Consider the following 21325-nt stretch of genomic DNA (forward strand, 5'->3'; position numbering starts at 1 on the left):
CTTACCCCTCGACATCATTTACAATCGCCTGCACACTACTCCAGAGGCGATCGCACCGCAACACGCAATTTAGCCGATCGCGCCCGTCCATTTTGCCGAATTTCTTTTTCAGTGGCTTCGATTGGTTTTTTGGTAATCACTTTCAGCAACTCTGAGCCTTTGAGAGCATGTTTGACGATGCGATCTTCCAGGCTATGAAAGCTGATGATCACAATTCGACCGCCTGGTTTGAGCCAGTGGGGAGCCTTCTGCAAAAAGGTTTCTAAGACCTCTAACTCTCGGTTTACGGCAATTCGTAAGGCTTGAAAGGTGCGTGTAGCGGGATGGATGCGCCCGTAACGATATTTGGGAGGAACGGCATGGGCGATCGCTTCCGCCAGTTCCGTAGTCGTCTCAAAGGGACGCTGTTGCACGATGCGACGGGCGATTTGCCGGGAGAGCCGCTCTTCCCCATAGGTGAAAAAAAGATTTGCCAGTTTGACCTCTTCCCAGGAGTTAATCACCTCTGCGGCTGTGAGGGATTGCGTCTGGTTCATTCGCATATCGAGGGGTGCCGTATGCCGAAAGCTAAAGCCGCGATCGCCAATGTCAAATTGCGCCGAACTCACCCCCAGATCTGTCAGGATGCCATCAAACTGTTGCTCGCCTGGGTCGTAATCGGCAAAGTTGGTGTGATGAAACTGAACGCGATCGCCATACTCCATTAACGTTGCACGAGCCGCTGCGATCGCCTGCTGGTCTTGATCCAGAGCAGTAATCCGCACATCCTCAGCCGCTTGCAAAATCAAGGAACTATGTCCACCGCCCCCCACCGTTGCATCCAGATAATGTCCTCCTGGCTGCACTGTCAGCCCTTCCACGACTTCCTGCGCCAACACAGGAATGTGACTAAACAGGTTTTCTTGTTCGGACTCAATTTCTGAAAAACTCAACCGCTCAATTCCCTAAAACTTCATCAAACACCCTTTTAAGTAGAACAGATTTTTAGCTGCGTTGCAGATATTCTACCGCTATGAATCTGCTGAATTTAGTCGTCTATCTGGAAGAAGGGACAAGAGCAAAGTGCTAGATAAGTTAAAAATTCCTACTACTCCCCATATTGGGTGATATCCCTTTGCTTTAGCTAGAGAACAGCAAGCCAAAATCCAAAATACTGCCCAGATAAGTCCTAAAACTGTGAAGTAAGCATTGCTAGAAGGGATGACTTCACTGTGCACCAAGAGATCTGACAGCAATCTTGTACTGATGTGAACTATCACTGCATTTGTAACGCGATCGAGTGCTTTTTGGGCATGGTCAGGATGTAGATTGCTGCCGTTTCTTTTACAGAGGATAATTGTACTGACTATGCTGAGTAGAAGGGCTACGGTAAGCAGAATAATTGTTTCGACTATTTCTTCATAGCCTTTGAGATCAACAAGTGTGCTGAAGTTTGAAAGAATTTTAGAAAACCTAATAAGTGTAACGACCGTAGTATAGACGGCAATCAGTCTTAACATCCGCATCAATTTTACTTGACTGGTTGTAAGTTCTGGTGAGGGTGCAGAATTCATAACTTATAAGGATTAAAAAGCTTTATAAACTGCATTGGGCAGTTCGGGCTGCAAACGGCTTGTAGGTGTAGGAGGTGCTAAAGCTATTGCCCCAGGACACGCCCCACGAGGGATAGTAGCCTTCCGGTGGGTTAGCTGGAGGAGAGGCGGGGATCGTTTGCCCTCTGCCCATTTGCTCTGGAATTCGGCTGACCTCTATGCGGATGCGTTGAGCCAGACAGCTTTGAAAACACTGGCTACCCTGACAGTTGTTCATACAGTCTCTCTGTGCCTCTTCTGGGCTCGGCAACTGGCGATCGCTCTCCACAATCTGCCGCTGTTTGCTGAAGCCAAACCGTCCCTCACTGACGCTTGCCCAGAGGCGATCGAGCGTCACCAGGTCGGTACAGGGGAATTGGCGAATATCGCTCACTCGAAACAGTCTCAAGTCTTCAAAGAGGATGCGTCCCGTTTCCTGGTCGGCTGCTTCCCACTGATTACGTTGCAAGAGCGATCGCAGCGGTCGATAATCTACGTTTCTAACGGATGGCAGAGTTTCCAGAATGGTTTGATCAGTGGGTTTCTGAAGCAACCAGGCTGGGTTTTCAAACACGTAAGGATTGAGAGACAATACCCAGGCCAGCAGCATTCCAAACAAGCCAGCGATCGCGATCAGTCCTATCTGAGACAACCGCTTTCGAGAGGTTGGGTTGGCAGGCATCAAGGGCTTCCAGGCTGTCCCACAATGGGGACAATTGGGTTTGCCGTCAGAGAGATCGAATCCGGCACCGCATCGTCTGCATATTGGCATGATGGTTTTAAGGGAGTAGATGGATCGCCTACGGCATACTTCCTTTGATTTTGGTGGACTTACGACCGCGATAGTCCGGGCTGAGGAAGGATGGTAAGGCGCAATCGAGGGCAACGGCGATCGCTCGCATCAATTCTGCCTCATGCAACGTCACATCATTATCGAGTAGCACCATGTAGGCACATGCCTCGATAATTGCCTGTTTCAGTTTGGGGCTAGCAGTTGCCAATCGATCCAGGCTCTTCTTCAACTCACCCATATTGCAAGCCGGTGGAAGCTCTGGCAGAGGGTTCTGTCCGGCTCCTGGCAAACGGTACACCCCAGCTTTGAAGGCATACATCGTGTCCTCCGGTTTCGGTTGCCCTACTTGGGCCAGTGCCGATAACACGAGCAAGCATTCCGACCAGATGGGCTTTAACGTGGAGTAACTTTCATCGGTGGGTTTGGGTTTCGAGAGGCGATATCCCAAAATTAGATACAGTGCATACTCCGACCATGACCAGCGTCCATCGACTTTTGCCAGTCCGGTTAAGGTCTTAAAAAGCTGCTGACATTGGCTCCCTGAGCCTTGACGCAGTGCCGGAACGGTTTCGTCGAGGAGGGCAAATCGCAGACGCGGATCGATGTTAGCGATCGCCTGATGACACTCCAAAACTTCTTCAACCACGTCGGCGGATTCGGCTTGCTTGAGCCAGGTGGTTTGCAGTTCATTCAATGCCGAGTCTTCAAAGTCTAACGCCAGTGCCAGGGCGATCGCGGTTGCCCCTGCTGGATCGCGTAACCCTGCCCGAATGGAGCCAGGAACCTGAGCTAACCAGGCAGGTACGTTATCTGTAGCAGCCGACGTAGACCCTCTTGAGCCGGATACCTCTGGAGCGATCGCCCCAGAAGGGATGCTTTGAGTGGGTTGTGCTATCCCAGCAGCTAACCCCATGACAAGTTCGTTGCTGCCTGCTCCAGAGGTTACCCCAGAGGAGGGTTGAGCCTTAGCTGTGGAGGATGCAGTTGGGCGGGAGGGTTGGCTTCGATATTGTCCACCATACTTCTCCAGGCGACCAATACGCTGAGTCAGGGGGGGGTGAGTGGCGAAAATATCTCCCAAAAAGTTAAAACGAAGTGCCGTTCCAAAAAACAGATGACTGTTGGCTTCAGCATAGGGAGAATGTACCAGTGAGCTATGGCGATAGTTAGCAATTTTGCGGAGTGCCTCTGCGATGCCAGCAGGGTTGCGGGTGAACTGCACTGCCGATGCATCTGCCAGGAATTCTCGCTGCCGCGAAACAGCTGCTTTGATAATGCGTCCGCAGAGCATCCCAATGGAGCCAATGACAATCAGGGCTAAGCCAAACCACGCAAAGTTAAAGCCCTTTTCGTTGCGGGAACCCAGACGGTTCCAGCGAAATAAGATTCTGCCCAGAATATAGATCAAAAGTAGACCGTGCAATAGCCCGACCAGCTTCAGGTTCAGCCGCATATCCCCGTTGAGGATGTGGCTGAATTCGTGACCAATCACACCCTGAAGCTCATCCCGCGTCAGTTCTTCGATCGCCCCTCGTGTTATCCCAATCACCGCATCCTTGGGCGTGTGTCCAGCCGCAAAGGCGTTGATCCCATACTCCTGATCCAACACGTAAACCGGGGGAACGGGCATATTAGCGGCGATCGCCATTTCTTCAACCACGTTAAGAAGCTGCTGCTCTGCCGGATTTGCCATCTCAGGAACTAGCAACTTGCCGCCCAAGTCTTTGGCGATCACCTTGCCGCCTGCCTTCAACAGACCTGCCTTGTACCAACTGCCCAACCCAACCACACCCGTTGTCAGGACGGCAGTCCAAAAGAAGAGTTCTGGCTGCCATACTGTAACCGAACTGCCTGTTACTCCAAATGCAATCAGAGCGGCTCCATAAATACACAGGACGACGCAGATCAGCGACAAGATAAACAACCCAACTAACTGTTGGGTGTTGCGGCGAGCGCGATCTTGATGCTCAAAAAAGCTCATAGAAGTTAGAAGGAGACACGAGGAGCATTTTTAACTTCAGGTGCCACGTCTTCTAGTAGGTCTGCCGGATTGAAGTTGAAGGAACCTGCAATCAAGTTACTGGGGAAGACTTCGCGCTTCGTGTTGTAGAGCGTAACTGCGTCGTTAAATGCCTGACGGGCAAAAGCAACCCGGTTTTCCGTGGAGGACAATTCTTCCATCACCCGTGTCATGGTCTGGTCTGCTTTCAGGTCGGGATAGGCTTCACTCAAAACCATTAACCGTCCCAGTGCTCCGGTTAAAGCGGCTTCTGCGGCTCCCAGTTGTTGCATGGCTTGCGGATCACCGGGATCGCGAGATGCCCGACCATTAGCACTCACAGCCGCATTCCGAGCCGCAATCACAGCTTCCAGGGTTTCCCGCTCGTGCTTCATGTACCCCTTCGCCGTTTCAACCAAATTGGGAATCAGGTCATATCGTCGCTGAAGTTGAACATCAATCTGCTTGTAGGCGTTTTTGTAGCGATTTCGCAGGGTGACAAGGCTGTTATACGCATTGATAACGATGAAGGCGAGTATCAACGCCAGCATCACGATAAAAATGAAGGCTCCCATAGGGTTGAGTCCTGTATATGAGGGGTAGGGTACGCTCTACTCAAAAAATACCCAACGCAACCCTAAAACTCCGCAATGAAGTTAGTCGCTCGCTAGAAAATTCATCAAAGGTTACCTCTATCCTCAGGAATATTTATATGTTCCAATCAGCAATCACGAGCAAAAAGCTGTTTCTCAGAATCGTGTTTAGGAAGGGGCGATCGCTGGACTACAGCAGTCATACAGCGATTTTTGGATAAGGAAACCATAGCTATGCAGTGTGAATGGGTGGATGGGTGGATGGGTGGATGGGCGTGGGTGGCTTATGCAAGGCGCAACCGCTGTAAGTTAATTGGGAAAACGGCTCTGTCTTAGTCACCAGTCATTTGTCATGAGTTATTGGGGTGTTAGACCCAAATAGCGAATGACCATTCACCTATACCCCTGCGGCTACGTTTTCTTATAAACCAACCACAATTGCTCTATCTCTGCTTCAGAGCTCGATCTCCTAAATATCAAGCCAACCTTATGATTGAGCTTTAGAATTCAAATCCTTACTCTAGTGCAGTCAGTACCTACCTTTCTGACCATCCATCCCTATAATTAATAAAGTGCAACACAAGACTATTTAATTGCCGATTTGCCGAGAGAGTCTTGAACTTGGAATTTTGTTGGAGACTGCCCCCCAGCCTCATAACAGACCCAGCCATCAAACGAAGTCGGTGCGGCTTACAGTTGTAAATCGGGAGACAGATCATCTATGGCAATGATCGAAACCAAAACCGAGCCTATGGTGCTCAACATGGGTCCACACCACCCCTCAATGCACGGGGTGTTGCGTCTAATCGTCACATTGGATGGCGAAGACGTGGTGGACTGTGAGCCAGTCATTGGCTATTTGCACCGAGGCATGGAGAAGATCGCCGAAAACCGCACCAATATTATGTATGTGCCCTACGTTAGCCGTTGGGATTATGCGGCGGGCATGTTTAACGAAGCCGTAACGGTCAATGCTCCTGAAAAGTTAGCAGATATTGCAGTGCCCAAACGTGCCAGCTATATCCGCGTCATTATGCTGGAGTTGAACCGGATTGCCAACCACCTACTGTGGCTTGGTCCCTTTATGGCAGACGTAGGAGCACAAACTCCTTTCTTTTATATTTTCCGTGAACGGGAAATGATCTACGACCTGTGGGAAGCTGCAACAGGCTATCGCATGGTCAACAACAACTACTTCCGCATCGGTGGTGTCGCCGCTGACCTGCCCTACGGTTGGGTAGACAAGTGCGCTGACTTTTGTGATTACTTCATGCCTAAGGTCGATGAGTATGAGCGGTTGATCACCGATAACCCCATCTTCCGACGTCGGGTGGAAGGGGTAGGCACGATTACCCGTGACCAGGCGATCAACTGGGGCTTGTCGGGTCCCATGCTGCGGGCTTCTGGGGTGAAGTGGGATCTGCGGAAGGTAGACCACTATGAGTGCTACGACGACTTTGATTGGGAAGTGCACTGGGAAACCGCAGGTGACTGCTTTGCCCGGTATCTGGTGCGGATGCGCGAGATGCGTGAGTCCGTCAAGATTATCCGTCAGGCATTAAAAGCACTGCCCGGTGGTCCTTACGAAAACTTGGAAGCCAAGCGGATGTCGTCGGGTCCAAAGTCGGAGTGGAATGCCTTTGACTACCAGTTCATTGGTAAGAAGATTGCGCCTACTTTCAAAATTCCTAAAGGTGAACACTACGTCCGTGTAGAAAGCGGCAAAGGTGAACTGGGGATTTACATCATTGGGGATGACAACGTTTTCCCCTGGCGGTGGAAGATCCGGGCAGCCGACTTCAACAACCTGCAAATCCTGCCTTACCTGCTGAAGGGCGTGAAGGTGGCGGATATCGTCGCTATCCTGGGTAGCATTGACATCATCATGGGTTCCGTCGATCGCTAGGTTGACTGAAATATCAATGGGGCGATCGCACACAACGGTAGTTCTGGCAATGAGTGCCGATGGCAAAATTGCAGACTATCAGCGATCGCCTGCTCGTTTTGGTTCCTCGACGGATAAAGCACATCTAGAAAGCCAGATTGCTCAAGCTGATGCGGTGTTGTTTGGAGCGGAAACGCTGCGTGCCTACGGTACGACTTTACCGATCCGGCAGACGCAGCTTCTAGACCAACGGCAACAGCAGGGCAAACCTCCGCAGCCTGTTCATATTGTTTGTTCGCGATCGGGAAAGTTGGACGCGAACTATCCCTTTTTTCAGCAACCTGTTCCTCGGTGGCTGTTGACCACCTTAGAGGGAGCGATCGAATGGGACGAGAAGCCTGGATTCGATCGCATTCTGACTGTTCCAGTAGAGAATGGCGGGTTAGATTGGCAGGTTGCCTTTCAAGAATTTTTGCTAGCTGGATTTGAGCGAGTGGCTGTAACTGGGGGAGGAACCCTGGTTGCCTCGTTGCTAGAAGCCGATTTAATCGATGAATTGTGGATTACAGTGTGTCCCCTACTACTAGGAGGTAGGGATGCCCCAACGCTGTTGGAGGGAGAGGGATTCGCAGCAAAATTAGCTCCCCGTCTGGAATTGCTGTCGGTTGAGGCAGTGCAAAGTAGTTCCCCCAATGGGGTGATCGCCCAGGAAGTATTTTTGCACTATCGAGTGCAACGTATTACTTGATACAGTCGTAAAAGTGGCACATGTTTTGAGTGGACAGTTGGGGAGTTTGAATAGGCTAGGTTTACCTGAAACTCCGGTATTCCTTTATGCCAGTTCTTAATCAACTACCTGCTCGTGAGATATACAACCCAGTCAGTCTGCCAACCGTCTCTGTGTTATCGGTGGATGCCTTAATTCAACTCCCTGATTTTGAAGCGGCAGTTCACACAGTTGCAGATCATTACGCCTTTGAGCAGCACCCTTACTTGCAGTGGATGCAGGCTCCAACCACCACCCGTGATGCCTTTCGCCACAGCCAGTTATCCTTCCGGTTTGCCGTGGAGTCTTTTTCGCAATCACTCGCAGCCGTGTTAGCGCGGATTCTCTTGCTTGAAGATCGCTTGGCACTGGCGGAAAACGTGGCTGAAGAACACGGACACGGCGATCGCCTACATGCTCACAAATACACCTTTCGGCAATATCTGCTAGCGTTGGGTGCTTCACCAGATGAGTTGACAAACCCCTGTTCCATTGCGGTGCTGGCGTTCAACCAATCCATCCTCAACTTTTGCCTCACGCAATCGGCTGAAGCTGGAGCCGCTGCTCTGGGCATGATTGAGCATTTGTATGTGCCGATTAGTGCGGCGATCGCCCGAACGGTACATGAACGAGGTTGGACGGCTTCGGGGTCACAGTCGCACTACACCGTGCATGAAGTGTTGGATGTCGAACATGCGCGAGATCTGCTGGCGATCGCGGCTCCTGCCTGGGAGTGCAAAACCTCTCGATTGCTCGTGGCTCAAGGATTGCTGCTCGGTTCCCACTATTTCTGGACGTTGTACCATGACTTACCCCGCTTCTGATCCGATTTCTGAGATTGCTTTCTCTCAAGTGCGGGAAGATCCGCGTGTGGAATTGAGCCTGGTGGATTACCTGGCGGAGCGGCAGAATCATCCATTGCGGGTGCTGTTGGTGGCATCTGGAGGATGCACCGCTTTGAGCCTGTTAGTTTCTCCGGCGATCGCCCAGGTAGAAGCGGTCGATCTGAATCCCGCACAGTTGCATCTGGTGGAATTGCGGCGACACGCTCTGGTGCATCTGTCGTTGGAGGATCAACTCCAGTTAATTGGCGCAGATTGTTTAAGTGATCCACCAACGTTACATCAAGGCGAATTGCCATTCGCCCCTACCCATCGTCGCCAGGAACTTTATGACAAGTTGCGACCCTGGTTGCCAGAAGCCACGCGAGTCTTTTGGGATGTGCGACCGGAGCAAATTGCCTTTGGGGTGAATCGAGTTGGACGATTTGAGGCGTTATTTCGGGAACTGGCTCAGGCATTTGCAGCAGAAGGATTAGACCCACTAAATCAACCTGCGATCGCCCTAACTAGCCCTCGCTGGAAGCCCCTATTTGAGAAGGTGTTTGAGCGCAACAAATTAGCACGAATCTTTGGAGAAGCGGCGGTGAATTACTCGATGGATCGCAGCTTTGGCGAACACTTTGCCGATGTGTTTGCTCAAGCGTTGCGTAGTAAAAACCCAGCACAAAACTACTTTGTGACGCAAGTGTGGGGCGATCGCTACACCACGGGTAAACAGGGTTTGCCCCTCTACTTGCAAGCTCCGGCGCAACTCATGATTCGCCACCTCGGCGTAGAACGGTTGCGTCTGCATCAAGGAGCATTAGCCGATGTGATGACCCAACTGGCTCAAACGGCTCCCTTTGATCTGATTCAACTGTCCAATATTTCGGATTGGATGCCTGTGGCAGAGTTGCACAAGTTGTTGGCGATCGCCACTGGTTGCCTCAATTCTGGAGGTGCGTTGTTGGGGCGCAGGCTCAATGGCGATCATCACCTTGCAAATGTTATGGCAGAACATGTGCGGGTCAATGCTGAACTGAGCCAGCAATTGCAGCAAGCCGAACGGTCTTATTTTTACCGGGAAGTGGTGGTTGGGTTTGCTCAGTAGAGGGAATGGGGAATGGGGTGTGGGGTGTGGGGTATGGGGAATAGCTTTTCATCCTTCATTCTTTATCCTTTACTCTTCATTTTTCATTCTTTATCCTTCATCCTTTTTATGTCTCTTGCTGTTAAACCTATTTCTCTCAGCGATCGCCCCATCTATCAATCAAAATTGGTGGAATTGGAGCAAACCGCCAGTTATCCGCTGGGAGAAGATGCCTTTCAGTTGGATCATGGAGCAGATTATTTTGCCTTCTTTGATCGCCTGGGTCAGGTCAACTATTACGCCGTTTTAGATGGGGAAAAAGCGATCGCAGTGGGGGCAGCAGTGTTGCGTCAGGTTCCTGATCGTGCGGGAGAAAAGCCTTGTCCAGCGTGGTATCTGTGTGATCTAAAAGTGCATCCAGACTATCGACGGCAGCATTTGTCACTGCGGTTGTTTCGTCATGCCTTTACCAAGCATTTTGCGGAGTGCGATCGCGGCTATGCGATTTCGATGAATCCGGGAGATGACCATCCCAACCGGGTTGTACCCCTGCTACAGTTTATCTGTCCTGTGAAGTTCCGCTGCACTGCCACTTTAGAAATCTATAGTTTAAGTGCTGATGAGATGCAGCGAGTTGAACCCCTGCTGAAGGAGCATCGAGGTGATATCTCCTATCTGTCGCTCAAGGGCATTAAGGATTTGCGATTACAAAGCACTGGAGCAGTGTTGCCATTGTTGCATGTTCAGCTTGGAGACACCGCACCGCCTCATACCTCCTACCTCACGCCAAGTCCAATAGGGAATATGACCCACAGCGGTTTGAAACCCCCATCACATCAGGCTCTAACAATCCAAAATCGCCAATCCAAAATCCAAAATGGTATCTGTTATTTCTCGCCCATTCCAGGATTTACCCACATGTTTTGTGCTCTCCGTGGAGATGCGTTGGCGATCGCCCTTTCAAAACAAGGAATTCTACCTCAAGCTACCGCCAGTATTGTTAGTCACGGTATGAATGACAGCGATTGGCGGTTTGTGCTGACGAGCGACATATAGAAGAAGGGATAAAGGATAAGGGATAAAGGATAAAAGTGTTGGTAGTCAATGGTCAGTGGTCAATGGTCAGTGGTCAATGGTCAATAGTCAGTGGTCAATGGTCAATGGTCAGTGGTCAATGGTCAATGGTCAGTGGTCAATGGTCAATGGTCAGTGGTCAATGGTCAGTGGTCAATGGTCAGTGGTCAGTGGTCAATGGTCAATAGTCAATGGTCAGTGGTCAATAGTCAATGGTCAGTGGTCAATGGTCAATAGTCAATGGTCAATGGTTCGTTGTTAATAGCCAACTGTTAAGGCGCAATCCGTTGAGTTTTATGTGCGACACTTCAAACATCATGCGCGAAAGTCTGAGCGTCACAGATAAAAGACTGAGCGTCATGCACGAAAGTCTGGGTTTCGCTCACCGTGATCTGAGCATTAGCCACTAATCTTTGGGAATCATCAGACATCCACAATGGACTATCAGCGATTTGGTTTTTGCTACCTTTTGCAAATCCTTTATCCTTCATCCTTCATCCTTTATCCTTTATCCTTCTTCGTTTTGCTCCTTCCAAAATTGCTCGGCGAAGGCAACGGTGGGATGAATTGGGGCTTTGGGTTTGCTTTTGAGGGGCATATTGGCTTCGTGGGGGGTGCGATCGCCCTTTCGAGAATTACAGCGATCGCAGGCAGCGACGACGTTATCCCAGGTGTGAGTCCCCCCTCTGGAGCGGGGCATGATGTGGTCGATGGTCAGGTTGCGGGTGCTGCCGCAGTATTGGCAGGTGTGATTGTCACGCCGCAAGACTTCTCGACGATTGACGGGGGGCATTTTCCAGAGCCGTTCGGGATTGGTAACGGTGAGGCGGATATGTTCGGGGACGTGGACAACTAAACTCGGCGATCGCACCTGCCAGGATCGCGTTGTGCTAAGTTCCAGGGATTCTGCTTGCCCACTCACTAGAAGAACAACGGCTCGCTTGATGTTAATGCGGGCTAAAGGCAGATAGTTCTTAGAAAATACGACAACCGAGTTTTGTAGGACGGGCACTTGGTTTGGGCGACTGGCTCTCATGGGCAACACTCCTCAAAAACGAGAACCCCTGCTTTTGGTGTAAAAAGCAGGGGCAACATTCGGCTTATATCAAGGCTTGGGCAGACGCAGGTGAACGGTCGCACTGCCGACGGTAAGTAGAACGGCGAGTGCAGACGCACTGATATCGGTTGAATCAGAAATGGGGTGGGTCTGGTTGAGGATGCAATCGACAGCACGGGCAGAAACTGGATTAACTGGATTAAGTGGATGACTGAAATGATTCAGGTAATCGCGTTGATGTGAAACGGTTGAATCAGAATGCTGCCATTCAACTCAATGATTGGCATGAAATACAGGATGTATTTAAGTGTTGTAACGTGCAGCGATCGCCAACCAATCCCTCTAAAACGAACTATATCGCAAGATCTCCTGGATGTGATCCCTGGCGGTTGACAATATTAATGTTGTTGTTAATGTCATTGCCTTTTAAGGGGATTTCTTAAGTAATCCGCTTCAAGTTAGATGAACTTCAGTTATCATGGCAACCTAAGATTGATTAAACTTGGCACTATGGAGAGCGGGTTGATTAAGTTCAAACCACTAAATACAGCATCAGAGTGGCATCCCTACTGATTAAAGAGGGCTACGGAGAACTCGGTTACAGAGAAGTCATAGTAACGTCTGTCCAGGTCATGGTTCGGTGGAGCATATGCAGAAGGCACAATTTGGGCAACGATTTTGGTTAAGCCTTGGACTGGTGGGATTGTCGATAGTCGGGAATCCGGTCACGATTGCGCTAGGACTGGGGGCGATCGCCATCACCTCTGCTGCACCGGGGTATGCCGCTACACTCACCCGTTGGCAGTTCAACGCCAATACCTCCGAGTTAGAGTTTACGGTGCCAGAAGGGGTAACTCCGCGATACTTTTTGTTAGCGCAACCTGCCCGGATTGTGCTGGATTTGCCAAATACAACCGTGGGGAGTGTGCCTGCGGGGCAAACCTATTCAGGTCAGGTGCGCCAGATTCGGGTGAGTGAGTTTCAACCGGGAGTGACTCGCATTGTGATCGAGTTGTCTCCTGATGCGGTTTTGGCGGCTCAACAGGTTGACTTGCGAGAGGTTGGGCAGGGTCGCTGGGTAGTGCGTCCTCGGTTTGCGGGGGATGCTCCTCCTGTGGCAGCGCAACCTGCCCCTCCTCCCGTGGCTCCTGCTCCTCAACCGTCTGTGCAGCCCGCCCCGTTGCCAGAACGTGACCCCGTTGCAGAACTCTCGGAGACAGTGCGCGATCCCGTTATGGTGCAACCTCCCGCCGAAACCGCCGTGACTCCTGCCCCCAGTCCTACCCCTGCTCCGGCAGCACCCTTACCTCCACTGGAACCAAACGCAACTGAGATTCCTGTGGAGATTGCTGAACCTGTTACCCCTGTTGCTCCTCCGACAGCCACTCCTGAGCCAACTTCTGAGCCGACCCCTGAAGTTGCCAGTGCACCTCAACCTGCTCCAGTGGAGACGCCTAGCCCAACCGCACCTGTGGCTACCCCCTCGCCTGAACCCTACGATCCGCAGTTGCCGACGACGTTGCCCCCGGCAACCTTGTCTAGCGATCGCCCCGTCACCGTTCAAGTGCCTGCACTGGGCAGTCCGCCTGCCAATCGTCCGACCCCTACTCCCCCTCCCGTCTTGCAACCTGCTCCGGTGCAACCTCCGATGAGTAGTCTGCCGCCTGCATCTCCCACCCCGAATGAGGCGACTCCCCCTGGGGTGACTCCGCCTGCGACGGCTCCAGTCGCACCGCCTGCACCTGTTGCGGTGGCTCCAAACCCCAATATTCTGTTGCCATCGGGGACGGTGTTGCGATTGCGGTATCCGCGTGAGTCTGTGTTAGAACTTCAGGCAGGTTCTCCCTGGCAGGAAGTGTTGGTGCTCAATCAGGCAGTGCGCGATCGCGCTGGCAACATCATTGCCCCAGAAGGTAGCCCGGTGATTGGTCGGTTTGAAACGGATCAAACAGGAAGTCGCTTTGTGGCGCAAGCCATCACACTGCAAGGACGCAATATTAGACTGACGGCTCAGTCTAACCGATTGGGGGGCGATCGCCAGGTTTCTGAAAATCAGTTAGTGCGAAACTCTGCCATTGGTGGATTGGCTTTGACCGTATTGGGTGCGTTTACGGGCATTGGGGCGATCGCCGGAGCCGTTGTCGGAGCGACTGCTGGAGCCGCAACCACCTATATCACTGCGCCTCAACCTGCGATTATTCAACCCAATCAAATTGTTGAGGTGCGTTTGACGGAAGACCTATCGCGATCGCAGTAATAGTTAATGGTTAATGGTTAATGGTTAATGGTTAATGGTTAATGGTTAATGGTTAATGGTTAATGGTTAATGGTTAATGGTTAATGGTTAATAGTTAATGGTTAATGGTTAATGGTCAATGGTTAATGGTTAATGGTCAATGGTTAATGGTTAATGGTCAATGGTTAATGGTTAATGGTTAAGGGTTAATGGTTAATGGTCAATGGTTAATGGTTGAGCGCATAGAGCAACAATTGACGATTGACGATTGACGATTGACGATTTCCCTAGTTGAGGGTTAAGCGCATAGAGCAACAATTGACGATTAACGATTGACGATTGACGATTTCCCTAGTTGAGGGTTAAGTACATAGAGCAACAATTGACGGTTGACAATTGACAATTGACACTTACAGTTTCCCTTGGCACTTAACGGTTTCCCTTCGTCTTAAGAGGTTTTTTATGCAACTGATCGGCATGTTGGATTCACCCTATGTTCGCCGTGTTGCCATTTCCTTAAAACGGATGGGTATACCGTTTGAACATCGTCCCCTCTCTGTGTTCCGCAATTTTGAGGAGTTTCAGCGGGTCAACCCTGCGGTTAAAGCACCCACATTTGTCTCAGACAAAGGGGAAGTGCTGATGGACTCGACCCTCATCCTTGATTACCTGGAAGCGATTATTGCATCTGACAAGCGATTGATGCCTGCTGATCCGGATCAACGTCTAATAGCACTGAGACTGATTGGTCTTGCGCTGCTTGCCTGTGAGAAGACCGTGCAATTGGTGTACGAAACTACCTTGCGCCCACCGGAAAAACAACACCAACCCTGGCTCGATCGCGTCGATCGCCAGTTGCATACGACTTACAATTTATTAGAAGCTGCCATGGAGTCTGCGAATCCCTGGTTTTTGGGTACTCAACTCATGCAACCGGATATCACTGTGGCTGTGGCATGGCGGTTTACGCAACATACGATTCCTCAGATTATCGATGGGGAATCTTATCCGGCATTGGCGCGTTTTTCGGAGCAGGCGGAGGAGTTGCCGGAGTTTGTAGCGACTCCGCTTGAGTAATTGGCGGAATACTCGATTCTGACCTGGATGCGCACCCCTGCAAGCCACATTCCATGGGGTGAAGGCGGTCAGAAAGCTTCCCAGCATCCGGGTTTGAGCCATTGTCTCTGTTCTAAGCTTTCTGACCAAAGCTATATCTCTCTTTAGTCACTTTGGACAGAAATTATTTTGCCCAAATTCTCATTCCTGGCTAGAAGCCAGGAATGCACACCTGGAGGCAGAGCCTCCATAACTCCATTTCCAAGCAGGAGCTTGGAAACGAGGTTTGTCTGGGATTTGTTTGCAAAGAGAGTGACAGAAGAGGGATATATACATTCATCTTTTCACAGCTATAGCAGTCCCAAATCATTTGTGAAATAGCATCTGTATAGAACAAGGGGCTTAAGCCCCTTGCCTGTTCACGATTCAAATAGGATCGCTATATCTACACCGGACTGCTGTAGAGTTGAGGCATTGGAATCCTTCAGGGCAATGTCGTCATGAGTCAACTACCAAATCGTGTTCCTGCTCCTACCTGGTGGCAACTCCTTACTTGGATCGCCGACCCAATTAAATTTCAAGACCGATATCATCAGCGGTATGGCGATATTTTTACCATGAACTTAGGCAGGCTTGGCGGATATGTGGTTATTGGCGAGCCGAAGTTGATTCAAGAGATCTTTAGTCAAGATTCTAAGTTTGAAATTGGGCGAGGAAATGTGCTTGCTCAACCCTTGATTGGTCGAAACTCACTGATGTTAATGGATGGCGATCGCCACAAGCGAGAGCGCAAGCTCTTGATGCCATCCTTTCACGGTGAACGGTTGCAAGCATACGCGACTCAGATTTGTGCGATCGCTGACCAGATAGCCAGTCAATGGCACGTTGGGCAGCCTTTTGTGGTGCGATCGACCATGCAAAAAATCAGTCTGGAACTGATTTTGCAGGTGGTGTTTGGCTTGAGTGAGGGTGAACGCTATCAACAACTCAAACCATTGCTGACGGAATGGCTAGATATGACCGATTCGCCATTGCGATCGAGCCTATTGTTTTTGAAGTTTTTGCAGAAAGATTGGGGCGCGTGGTCACCCTGGAGCCAAATGAAACAGCGGCAGCGGCAAGTGCATCAGCTCTTGCAGGATGAAATTAGCGATCGCAAAAACCAGGGTGATGCCGGACGGATCGATGTCCTCAGCCTGATGATGGCAGCCCGCGATGAGCAAGGCAACGCCATGACCGATGAAGAATTGAGAGACGAACTGATTACGCTATTGTTTGCGGGACATGAGACGGTTGCTACAAGCCTCTCCTGGGCGTTTTATGAGATTCATCGTCAGCCACATATCCTTGAAAAGCTGTTAGTGGAGTTGGAGAGCTTTGGGGCAACCCCATCCGTAGGGGCGATCGCCCCCCAGGAGGATCTGCTCCGCATTGCCCAGTTGCCCTATCTCTCGGCGGTCTGTCAGGAAACTCTGCGAATGTATCCAGTGCTTCCAGTCATTTTTCCCCGCATTACTAAAGCTCCGGTTACCCTCGCGGGACGTTCCTTTGACGCAGAAACGGTATTAATGCCCAGTATCTATCTCGTGCATTATCGGGAAGACCTGTACCCTCATCCTCACGAGTTCAAGCCAGAGAGGTTTCTGGAGCGACAGTATGCTCCATCAGAATATTTTCCGTTTGGGGGTGGTGTCCGTCGCTGTCTGGGGTATGCACTGGCGCAGCTAGAGATGAAGTTAGTGTTGGCAACAGTGGTGTCTCGATATCGCCTTGAATTATTAGAGACAAAGCCTGTCAAAATGCAACGACGGGGGTTTACCCTCGCTCCCAAGGGAGGCGTGCGAATGGCAATAATTGGGAAACGATAACCGAATTTGACCGTTGCGTCATGAAGCTCAAAAACGATTCAAGGAGTGGGTTTTGCCGTCGAACGCACTACAGAGTACAGGCTGATTTGCTAAACCCGCCCGTACAATTTGCGGATTGATTAAACCCATCATCCTAAGTTTTTGCTATATCCACCTTTTGAAGGTTATTTTAGGGGAACCTGTGGAGTAATATCGAGTCCGGTAATCTGTCTCAGATAAAGCATCCCTAAAAAATTAATGCATTTAGAACCCATTGTTTCGTTCGCTATCCTGTTAGCCGTTATTTTGATTGTGCCTTTGTGCTTTGAGCGGCTAAAACTTCCAGGATTGCTGGGGCTGCTTGTAGCAGGCGTCGTGCTTGGTCCAAACGGATTGCGCCTGCTGGATACTGATTCTGAAACGATGAAACTATTGTCAGACATCGGATTGGTCTATCTGATGTTTGTAGCAGGTCTAGAAGTGGATCTGGATGAGTTTCAAGCCAACAGAAACCGCTCGATTGGCTTTGGTGGCTTCACCTTTGCCGTGCCCCTGATCGTCGGCACGATCGTTGGGCGCATGTTTGGTTTCGGCTGGAATGCCTCTATCTTGATTGGTTCGCTGTTTGCCTCCCACACGTTGCTGGCGTACCCCATCATTAGCCGTTTGGGCGTGATCAACAACGAAGCGGTGATGGTGACCATTGGGGCAACTATCTTTACGGATATTGGTGCATTGATGGTGCTGGCGGTGTGCGTCAGCATTCATCAAGGTGAATTTACAGCTTTGAGTCTGATAACGCTCTTGGGGTCGCTGGCACTGTATTCAGTGCTAATCCTGGTTGGGTTTAAGCGGATCGGCAAAGAGTTTTTCCGGCGATCGGGCGACGAAGAAGGAAACCAATTTCTGTTTGTGCTGCTGGTGGTGTTTATTGCCGCATTAGGGGCTGAAGTCATCGGGGTTGAAAAGATTATTGGCGCGTTTTTGGCGGGATTGGCAGTTAACAGCGTGTTGGGCGAAAGTCCCGTCAAAGAGAAAGTGATCTTTGTGGGGAATGTGCTGTTTATTCCCATCTTTTTTGTGGATTTGGGGCTACTCATTGACATTCCGGGGTTCATTAGCAGCTTAAGTTCGATCTGGTTGACAGTGGCGATCGTCGTTGGTTTGGTTAGCAGCAAGTTTGGAGCGGCTCTGCTCGCGAAATTGGTTTATCGCTATAACTGGCAAGAAATGCTAACAATGTGGTCATTGTCACTGCCCCAGGTAGCCGCGACTCTGGCAGCAACACTGGTGGGTTATCGGGCTGGATTGCTGACTGAGAATGTGTTGAACGGGGTGATTGTGTTGATGTTGGTGACCGCCACTTTGGGACCTCTGATCACCGCCCGTAGTGCTGCTAACCTCGTTCCCACGGTGCCCAGTAGTGTAGAACCCGAATCTAACTTGTCCCTGCACTGGAGTGATGAAGTAGACTCTAAACCGTTAACGATTGTTGTACCTGTTTACAACCCTAAAACCGAGCAATTTTTGATCGAAATGGCGGCGTTGCTCGCACGACATGAGTCTGGAAAGCTTGTGCCTCTTGCCGTAACTACGGCTCAGGCTTCAATGGATGCTCCGGAGTTAAAGAATGCGCTGCAACGAAGTGAATTGTTATTGTCGCGTGCGACTGAGTTGAGCCGAGAGTTTGGTGTTAATGCAGAACCGCTGTCGCGTATTGATGACAGTATTGCTCAAGGTATTAGCCGTGCTAGCCGAGAGCAAAATGCGGACTTGATTGTGATGGGATGGGGCAAAACTACGGGCTTTCGGGCGCGACTGTTTGGCACGGTGATTAACAGCGTGTTGTGGTCGTCACATTGTCCTGTGGCAGTGACTCGATTGCTCGATTCTCCGGGCAGTATCCATCGCATCCTCGTACCCATCGATACGTTAACTCACCGGGCGGTGCGTCTGGTGCGCTTTGCCCAGATTCTCGCTGCCTCCAATCTGGCAGAGGTGACGCTGTTGCATGTGTGCGATCGCCACACCACTCCTAGCCGCATTGCCTGGACTGAAGAGCAACTAAATCTGCTGACTGCCAAATACTCCCCTCATACGAGAACTACGGTGTTAGTGGTGCCATCAGACAATGTGGCTGCCACCATCATTAATACGGCTAAATCGTTTGATCTGGTCGTGTTGCGATCGATTCGACAACGCCTGCGAATTGGAGAATTGGCAATTAGTGACCTCACTACTGAAGTTGTTCAACACCTGACTTGTTCTGTTGTGCTGCTGGGCGAGCCGCAACGACAGTCGGTTCCGGCTTTGCTGGATATGCGGGGACAGGTGATTCCGGCGAGTAGCTAATGGGGATTAGGAGAGTGAGGGAGTAGGGGAGTAGGGCAATACTCTGTCACGCCATCACGCCATCGCTCTAGTACCTAAGGCTAACGTGAATTCGGGATAAGAATTTTGGCGGTTAAAACAAACCCTGGTGCTGGGAAGCTTCCTGACTCGCCTTCGCCTCATCGTATGTGGCTACAGCTATACAAACAAAACCGATCTACGTCGGTTGAGTAAACCTTTGATTTCCGGTAGTCCGCGTCGGCGGACTTCGCTTTGATAGCCGCGAATTCATTCGCCAGGCTCTTAAACGAGCTGACGTTAAGGCTACTCTGGCAGATGTCGATCTAGTAGCCCATTGTTGGGATCGTAGACCTCAACGGGTAAGCGGAAGTGGTTGGCGATGCCTTCGAGCGATCGCCTCAAGGTCAACTGGTGGTCGGTCACGATCGCCTGAAGATCTCGATTGCCACTATTTCGAGCTGTTTCGATCGCCTGCACGTAGGTTGGGTTCAACTGCACGCGAATCTCATCACTCACCGACATCAACTGACAGGCTTGCAGTTCGCGGCTGCATACTTTGGTTAACTCATTGGATACTTGTGCGGATGCCTGTACCTTTTGCTCTGCCTGACTGAGGGAGGCTTTATAGGTATCGATTTGCTCTTGTGCCTGAGTGGCGTGAGCCGTTCCATCAGGGACTTCTTGAATCACCTCAATGGCCAATCGCCAGCGGGCGATCGCTTCCTGCCAGGCAAAGCGACGTTCAGCCGATTGAGCCGTTTGAGCATGTTGGGTCGCCTGGGTAAACAGTTGAACTCCAATTTCTTCCTGTTCAACGCGCTCGTTGGCTTCTGCGAGTTTGGGTCGATAGGCATTCAACAATCGCTCTGCCTCCAGTGCTCCTGTCGTATCTGCTGTCACTTCTTGTAACCGCATAATGACAATCTGCCAGGTGGCTCTGGTCAATTGCCAATCTGCCAGAGTATGAGCTTTGCGGTGGCGTTCTCCTGCTAGCTGTACTGCCTGTTGTGCGACATCTAAAGTGCTCTGTGCCTGTTCTTCTCGTTGCAAGTGTCGCCCTGCTTCGGTCAGGTTGGTGCGATAGGTTTTTAATCGCTGTTGAGCCAGGGTATACAAGGTGCTTTCGGCATCAATCTGCTCCAGTTGGGCGATCGCCTCCTGCCACTGCGATCGCACGTTACGCCAGATCTCAACCGCGTGAGGAGGATTTTCGCTCGCCTGCAATGCTGAAGTTGCCTTATCTTGAGCGGCGACCAGATGATTGAGGGCAGCGGCTTGTGCCTGATAGGTCTGCATCAGTGTACGAGCATCAGACGATTGCCCAGACCAGACCGGAATCGTTTCAAGCAGGGCGATCGCCTGTCCTAACTGTTGCTGCGCTTGCTCCAAGTCTGCTTTGGTTTTGGCTGCCTCCACCCGATCGATGGACTGCTGACTCAAGTCCTGTGCTGTTTGCAACTCCGAACAACTGCCTACAACACAGGGACGAGTCAGGGCATACATCCCTCCAGCAAGGCTCAACGTAGCAACTCCAGTACCAATTACGAGCTTGTGTTTTCCCTGCAACTGGTTCATCCAGCCATTCCAGGTAGAGCGAGTGTCAGTTGCGAGCCGCTCCAACGCTGAGGATGAAATCAGAGCCAATGCCCCTCCCCGCTCAAAGGATAGAAGAGAGGGTGGAGTCGTTTCGCCATCGGGAGGGCTACTCTGGGTTGGCTCCGAGGCTGACTGAGCAGCATGGGTCATCAACTCTTGTACCAGTGCATCCAACTCTTCATCGGGAACAATCCACTCTTCGGATTTTGCCGTTCCCTCCGCCTCACATAGAACCGGATTGGGTGGCGGTGGCGGTGGCTGAATCACGAAGAAACGATGGGCGTAGGGCTGTTTTTGCCCTGCAACCCGCAGGTAAAGCCGCACCTGCTGAGTAAAGTGCAGTTGCAAGGATTGAATCGTGCGTTCTAAAAATCGCAGCGTTTGCGTGGGATCTAGAGAAATACCCGCCTGGTGTTGCCCCAAAACAATTAATTTTTCTTCTTTAAGAGTGCAACGAATGCCAATCAGACTATCGGGTAATAAATTTTCGTGTAATAAGTCCTGTAGCTGTACCCCCAATGTATCCAGGTTGTCTAAAGGAATGGTCGTCTGCATAGCAAATGGGTGATGGGCAACACGTTGAATGGAA

18 protein-coding genes are annotated in these 21325 nt (G+C 50.8%); 11 read left to right on the forward strand and 7 right to left on the reverse strand.

Going from position 1 to position 21325, the window contains the following annotated elements; all coding sequences use genetic code 11:
- Window positions 1-35 precede the first annotated feature (35 nt).
- The 5 genes from rsmH to H6G89_RS08510 form a co-directional block, all read right to left on the reverse strand.
- Window positions 36-932, reverse strand: a complete 897-nt coding sequence (gene rsmH / locus H6G89_RS08490) for a 16S rRNA (cytosine(1402)-N(4))-methyltransferase RsmH (protein WP_190504953.1) — start codon at window positions 930-932, stop codon at window positions 36-38.
- Window positions 933-1010: 78 nt separating this feature from the next.
- Window positions 1011-1553 carry a hypothetical protein gene (locus H6G89_RS08495; protein ID WP_190504955.1) on the reverse strand — a complete coding sequence of 181 codons (543 nt, stop codon included), beginning with the start codon at window positions 1551-1553 and terminating at the stop codon, window positions 1011-1013.
- A gap of 22 nt (window positions 1554-1575) precedes the next feature.
- Window positions 1576-2343, reverse strand: coding sequence for a GUN4 domain-containing protein (locus H6G89_RS08500; protein WP_190504956.1), 768 nt, complete (start codon window positions 2341-2343; stop codon window positions 1576-1578).
- A 28-nt stretch (window positions 2344-2371) separates the two neighbouring features.
- On the reverse strand, window positions 2372-4345 hold the full coding sequence (locus H6G89_RS08505; RefSeq protein ID WP_190504958.1) for a M48 family metallopeptidase: 1974 nt from the start codon (window positions 4343-4345) through the stop codon (window positions 2372-2374).
- Window positions 4346-4350: 5 nt separating this feature from the next.
- Window positions 4351-4938: a LemA family protein gene (locus tag H6G89_RS08510; RefSeq protein ID WP_190504960.1), complete on the reverse strand. Its 588-nt coding sequence runs from the start codon at window positions 4936-4938 to the stop codon at window positions 4351-4353.
- 739 nt (window positions 4939-5677) lie between these two features.
- On the opposite strand from H6G89_RS08510, the gene H6G89_RS08515 reads away from it, so the two are divergent.
- The 7 genes from H6G89_RS08515 (at window position 5678) to H6G89_RS08545 (ending at window position 11002) form a co-directional block, all read left to right on the forward strand.
- The gene (locus tag H6G89_RS08515) at window positions 5678-6862 is read left to right on the forward strand and encodes an NAD(P)H-quinone oxidoreductase subunit H (protein WP_190504961.1); all 1185 of its coding nucleotides are present in this window, start codon (window positions 5678-5680) and stop codon (window positions 6860-6862) included.
- A gap of 1 nt (window position 6863) precedes the next feature.
- Complete coding sequence (locus H6G89_RS08520; protein WP_309229722.1) at window positions 6864-7589, forward strand: RibD family protein; 726 nt, start codon at window positions 6864-6866, stop codon at window positions 7587-7589.
- A gap of 86 nt (window positions 7590-7675) precedes the next feature.
- Window positions 7676-8431, forward strand: coding sequence for an iron-containing redox enzyme family protein (locus H6G89_RS08525; protein ID WP_190504963.1), 756 nt, complete (start codon window positions 7676-7678; stop codon window positions 8429-8431).
- Window positions 8412-9539 carry a DUF3419 family protein gene (locus tag H6G89_RS08530; RefSeq protein WP_190504965.1) on the forward strand — a complete coding sequence of 376 codons (1128 nt, stop codon included), beginning with the start codon at window positions 8412-8414 and terminating at the stop codon, window positions 9537-9539. Before H6G89_RS08525 ends, H6G89_RS08530 begins: the two co-directional genes overlap by 20 nt.
- A 108-nt stretch (window positions 9540-9647) precedes the next feature.
- On the forward strand, window positions 9648-10574 hold the full coding sequence (locus H6G89_RS08535; RefSeq protein WP_190504967.1) for a GNAT family N-acetyltransferase: 927 nt from the start codon (window positions 9648-9650) through the stop codon (window positions 10572-10574).
- Between the two features lie 62 nt (window positions 10575-10636).
- Complete coding sequence (locus H6G89_RS34900) at window positions 10637-10780, forward strand: hypothetical protein (protein WP_242059876.1); 144 nt, start codon at window positions 10637-10639, stop codon at window positions 10778-10780.
- 24 nt (window positions 10781-10804) lie between these two features.
- Window positions 10805-11002 carry a hypothetical protein gene (locus H6G89_RS08545; RefSeq protein ID WP_190504969.1) on the forward strand — a complete coding sequence of 66 codons (198 nt, stop codon included), beginning with the start codon at window positions 10805-10807 and terminating at the stop codon, window positions 11000-11002.
- A gap of 98 nt (window positions 11003-11100) precedes the next feature.
- On the opposite strand, the gene H6G89_RS08550 is transcribed toward H6G89_RS08545, so the two are convergent.
- Window positions 11101-11628, reverse strand: a complete 528-nt coding sequence (locus H6G89_RS08550; protein WP_190504971.1) for an HNH endonuclease — start codon at window positions 11626-11628, stop codon at window positions 11101-11103.
- 670 nt (window positions 11629-12298) lie between these two features.
- Here H6G89_RS08550 and H6G89_RS08555 point away from each other — a divergent pair.
- The 4 genes from H6G89_RS08555 to H6G89_RS08570 all read left to right on the forward strand — a co-directional run bounded on the left by H6G89_RS08555 (window position 12299) and on the right by H6G89_RS08570 (window position 19140).
- Window positions 12299-13906, forward strand: coding sequence for an AMIN domain-containing protein (locus H6G89_RS08555; protein WP_190504973.1), 1608 nt, complete (start codon window positions 12299-12301; stop codon window positions 13904-13906).
- Window positions 13907-14347: 441 nt separating this feature from the next.
- A complete protein-coding gene (locus H6G89_RS08560) occupies window positions 14348-14962 on the forward strand; it encodes a glutathione S-transferase (RefSeq protein WP_190504974.1) in 615 nt (204 codons plus the stop codon).
- A gap of 479 nt (window positions 14963-15441) precedes the next feature.
- Window positions 15442-16809 carry a cytochrome P450 gene (locus tag H6G89_RS08565; protein WP_190504975.1) on the forward strand — a complete coding sequence of 456 codons (1368 nt, stop codon included), beginning with the start codon at window positions 15442-15444 and terminating at the stop codon, window positions 16807-16809.
- Window positions 16810-17046: 237 nt separating this feature from the next.
- The gene (locus H6G89_RS08570; RefSeq protein ID WP_190504976.1) at window positions 17047-19140 is read left to right on the forward strand and encodes a cation:proton antiporter domain-containing protein; all 2094 of its coding nucleotides are present in this window, start codon (window positions 17047-17049) and stop codon (window positions 19138-19140) included.
- 303 nt (window positions 19141-19443) lie between these two features.
- Here H6G89_RS08570 and H6G89_RS08575 read toward each other — a convergent pair whose 3' ends face one another.
- Window positions 19444-21291 carry a hypothetical protein gene (locus H6G89_RS08575; RefSeq protein WP_190504977.1) on the reverse strand — a complete coding sequence of 616 codons (1848 nt, stop codon included), beginning with the start codon at window positions 21289-21291 and terminating at the stop codon, window positions 19444-19446.
- Window positions 21292-21325: the final 34 nt, after the last annotated feature.

Source organism: Oscillatoria sp. FACHB-1407 (assembly GCF_014697545.1).
In the GTDB taxonomy this organism is placed as follows: Bacteria; Cyanobacteriota; Cyanobacteriia; order Elainellales; family Elainellaceae; genus FACHB-1407.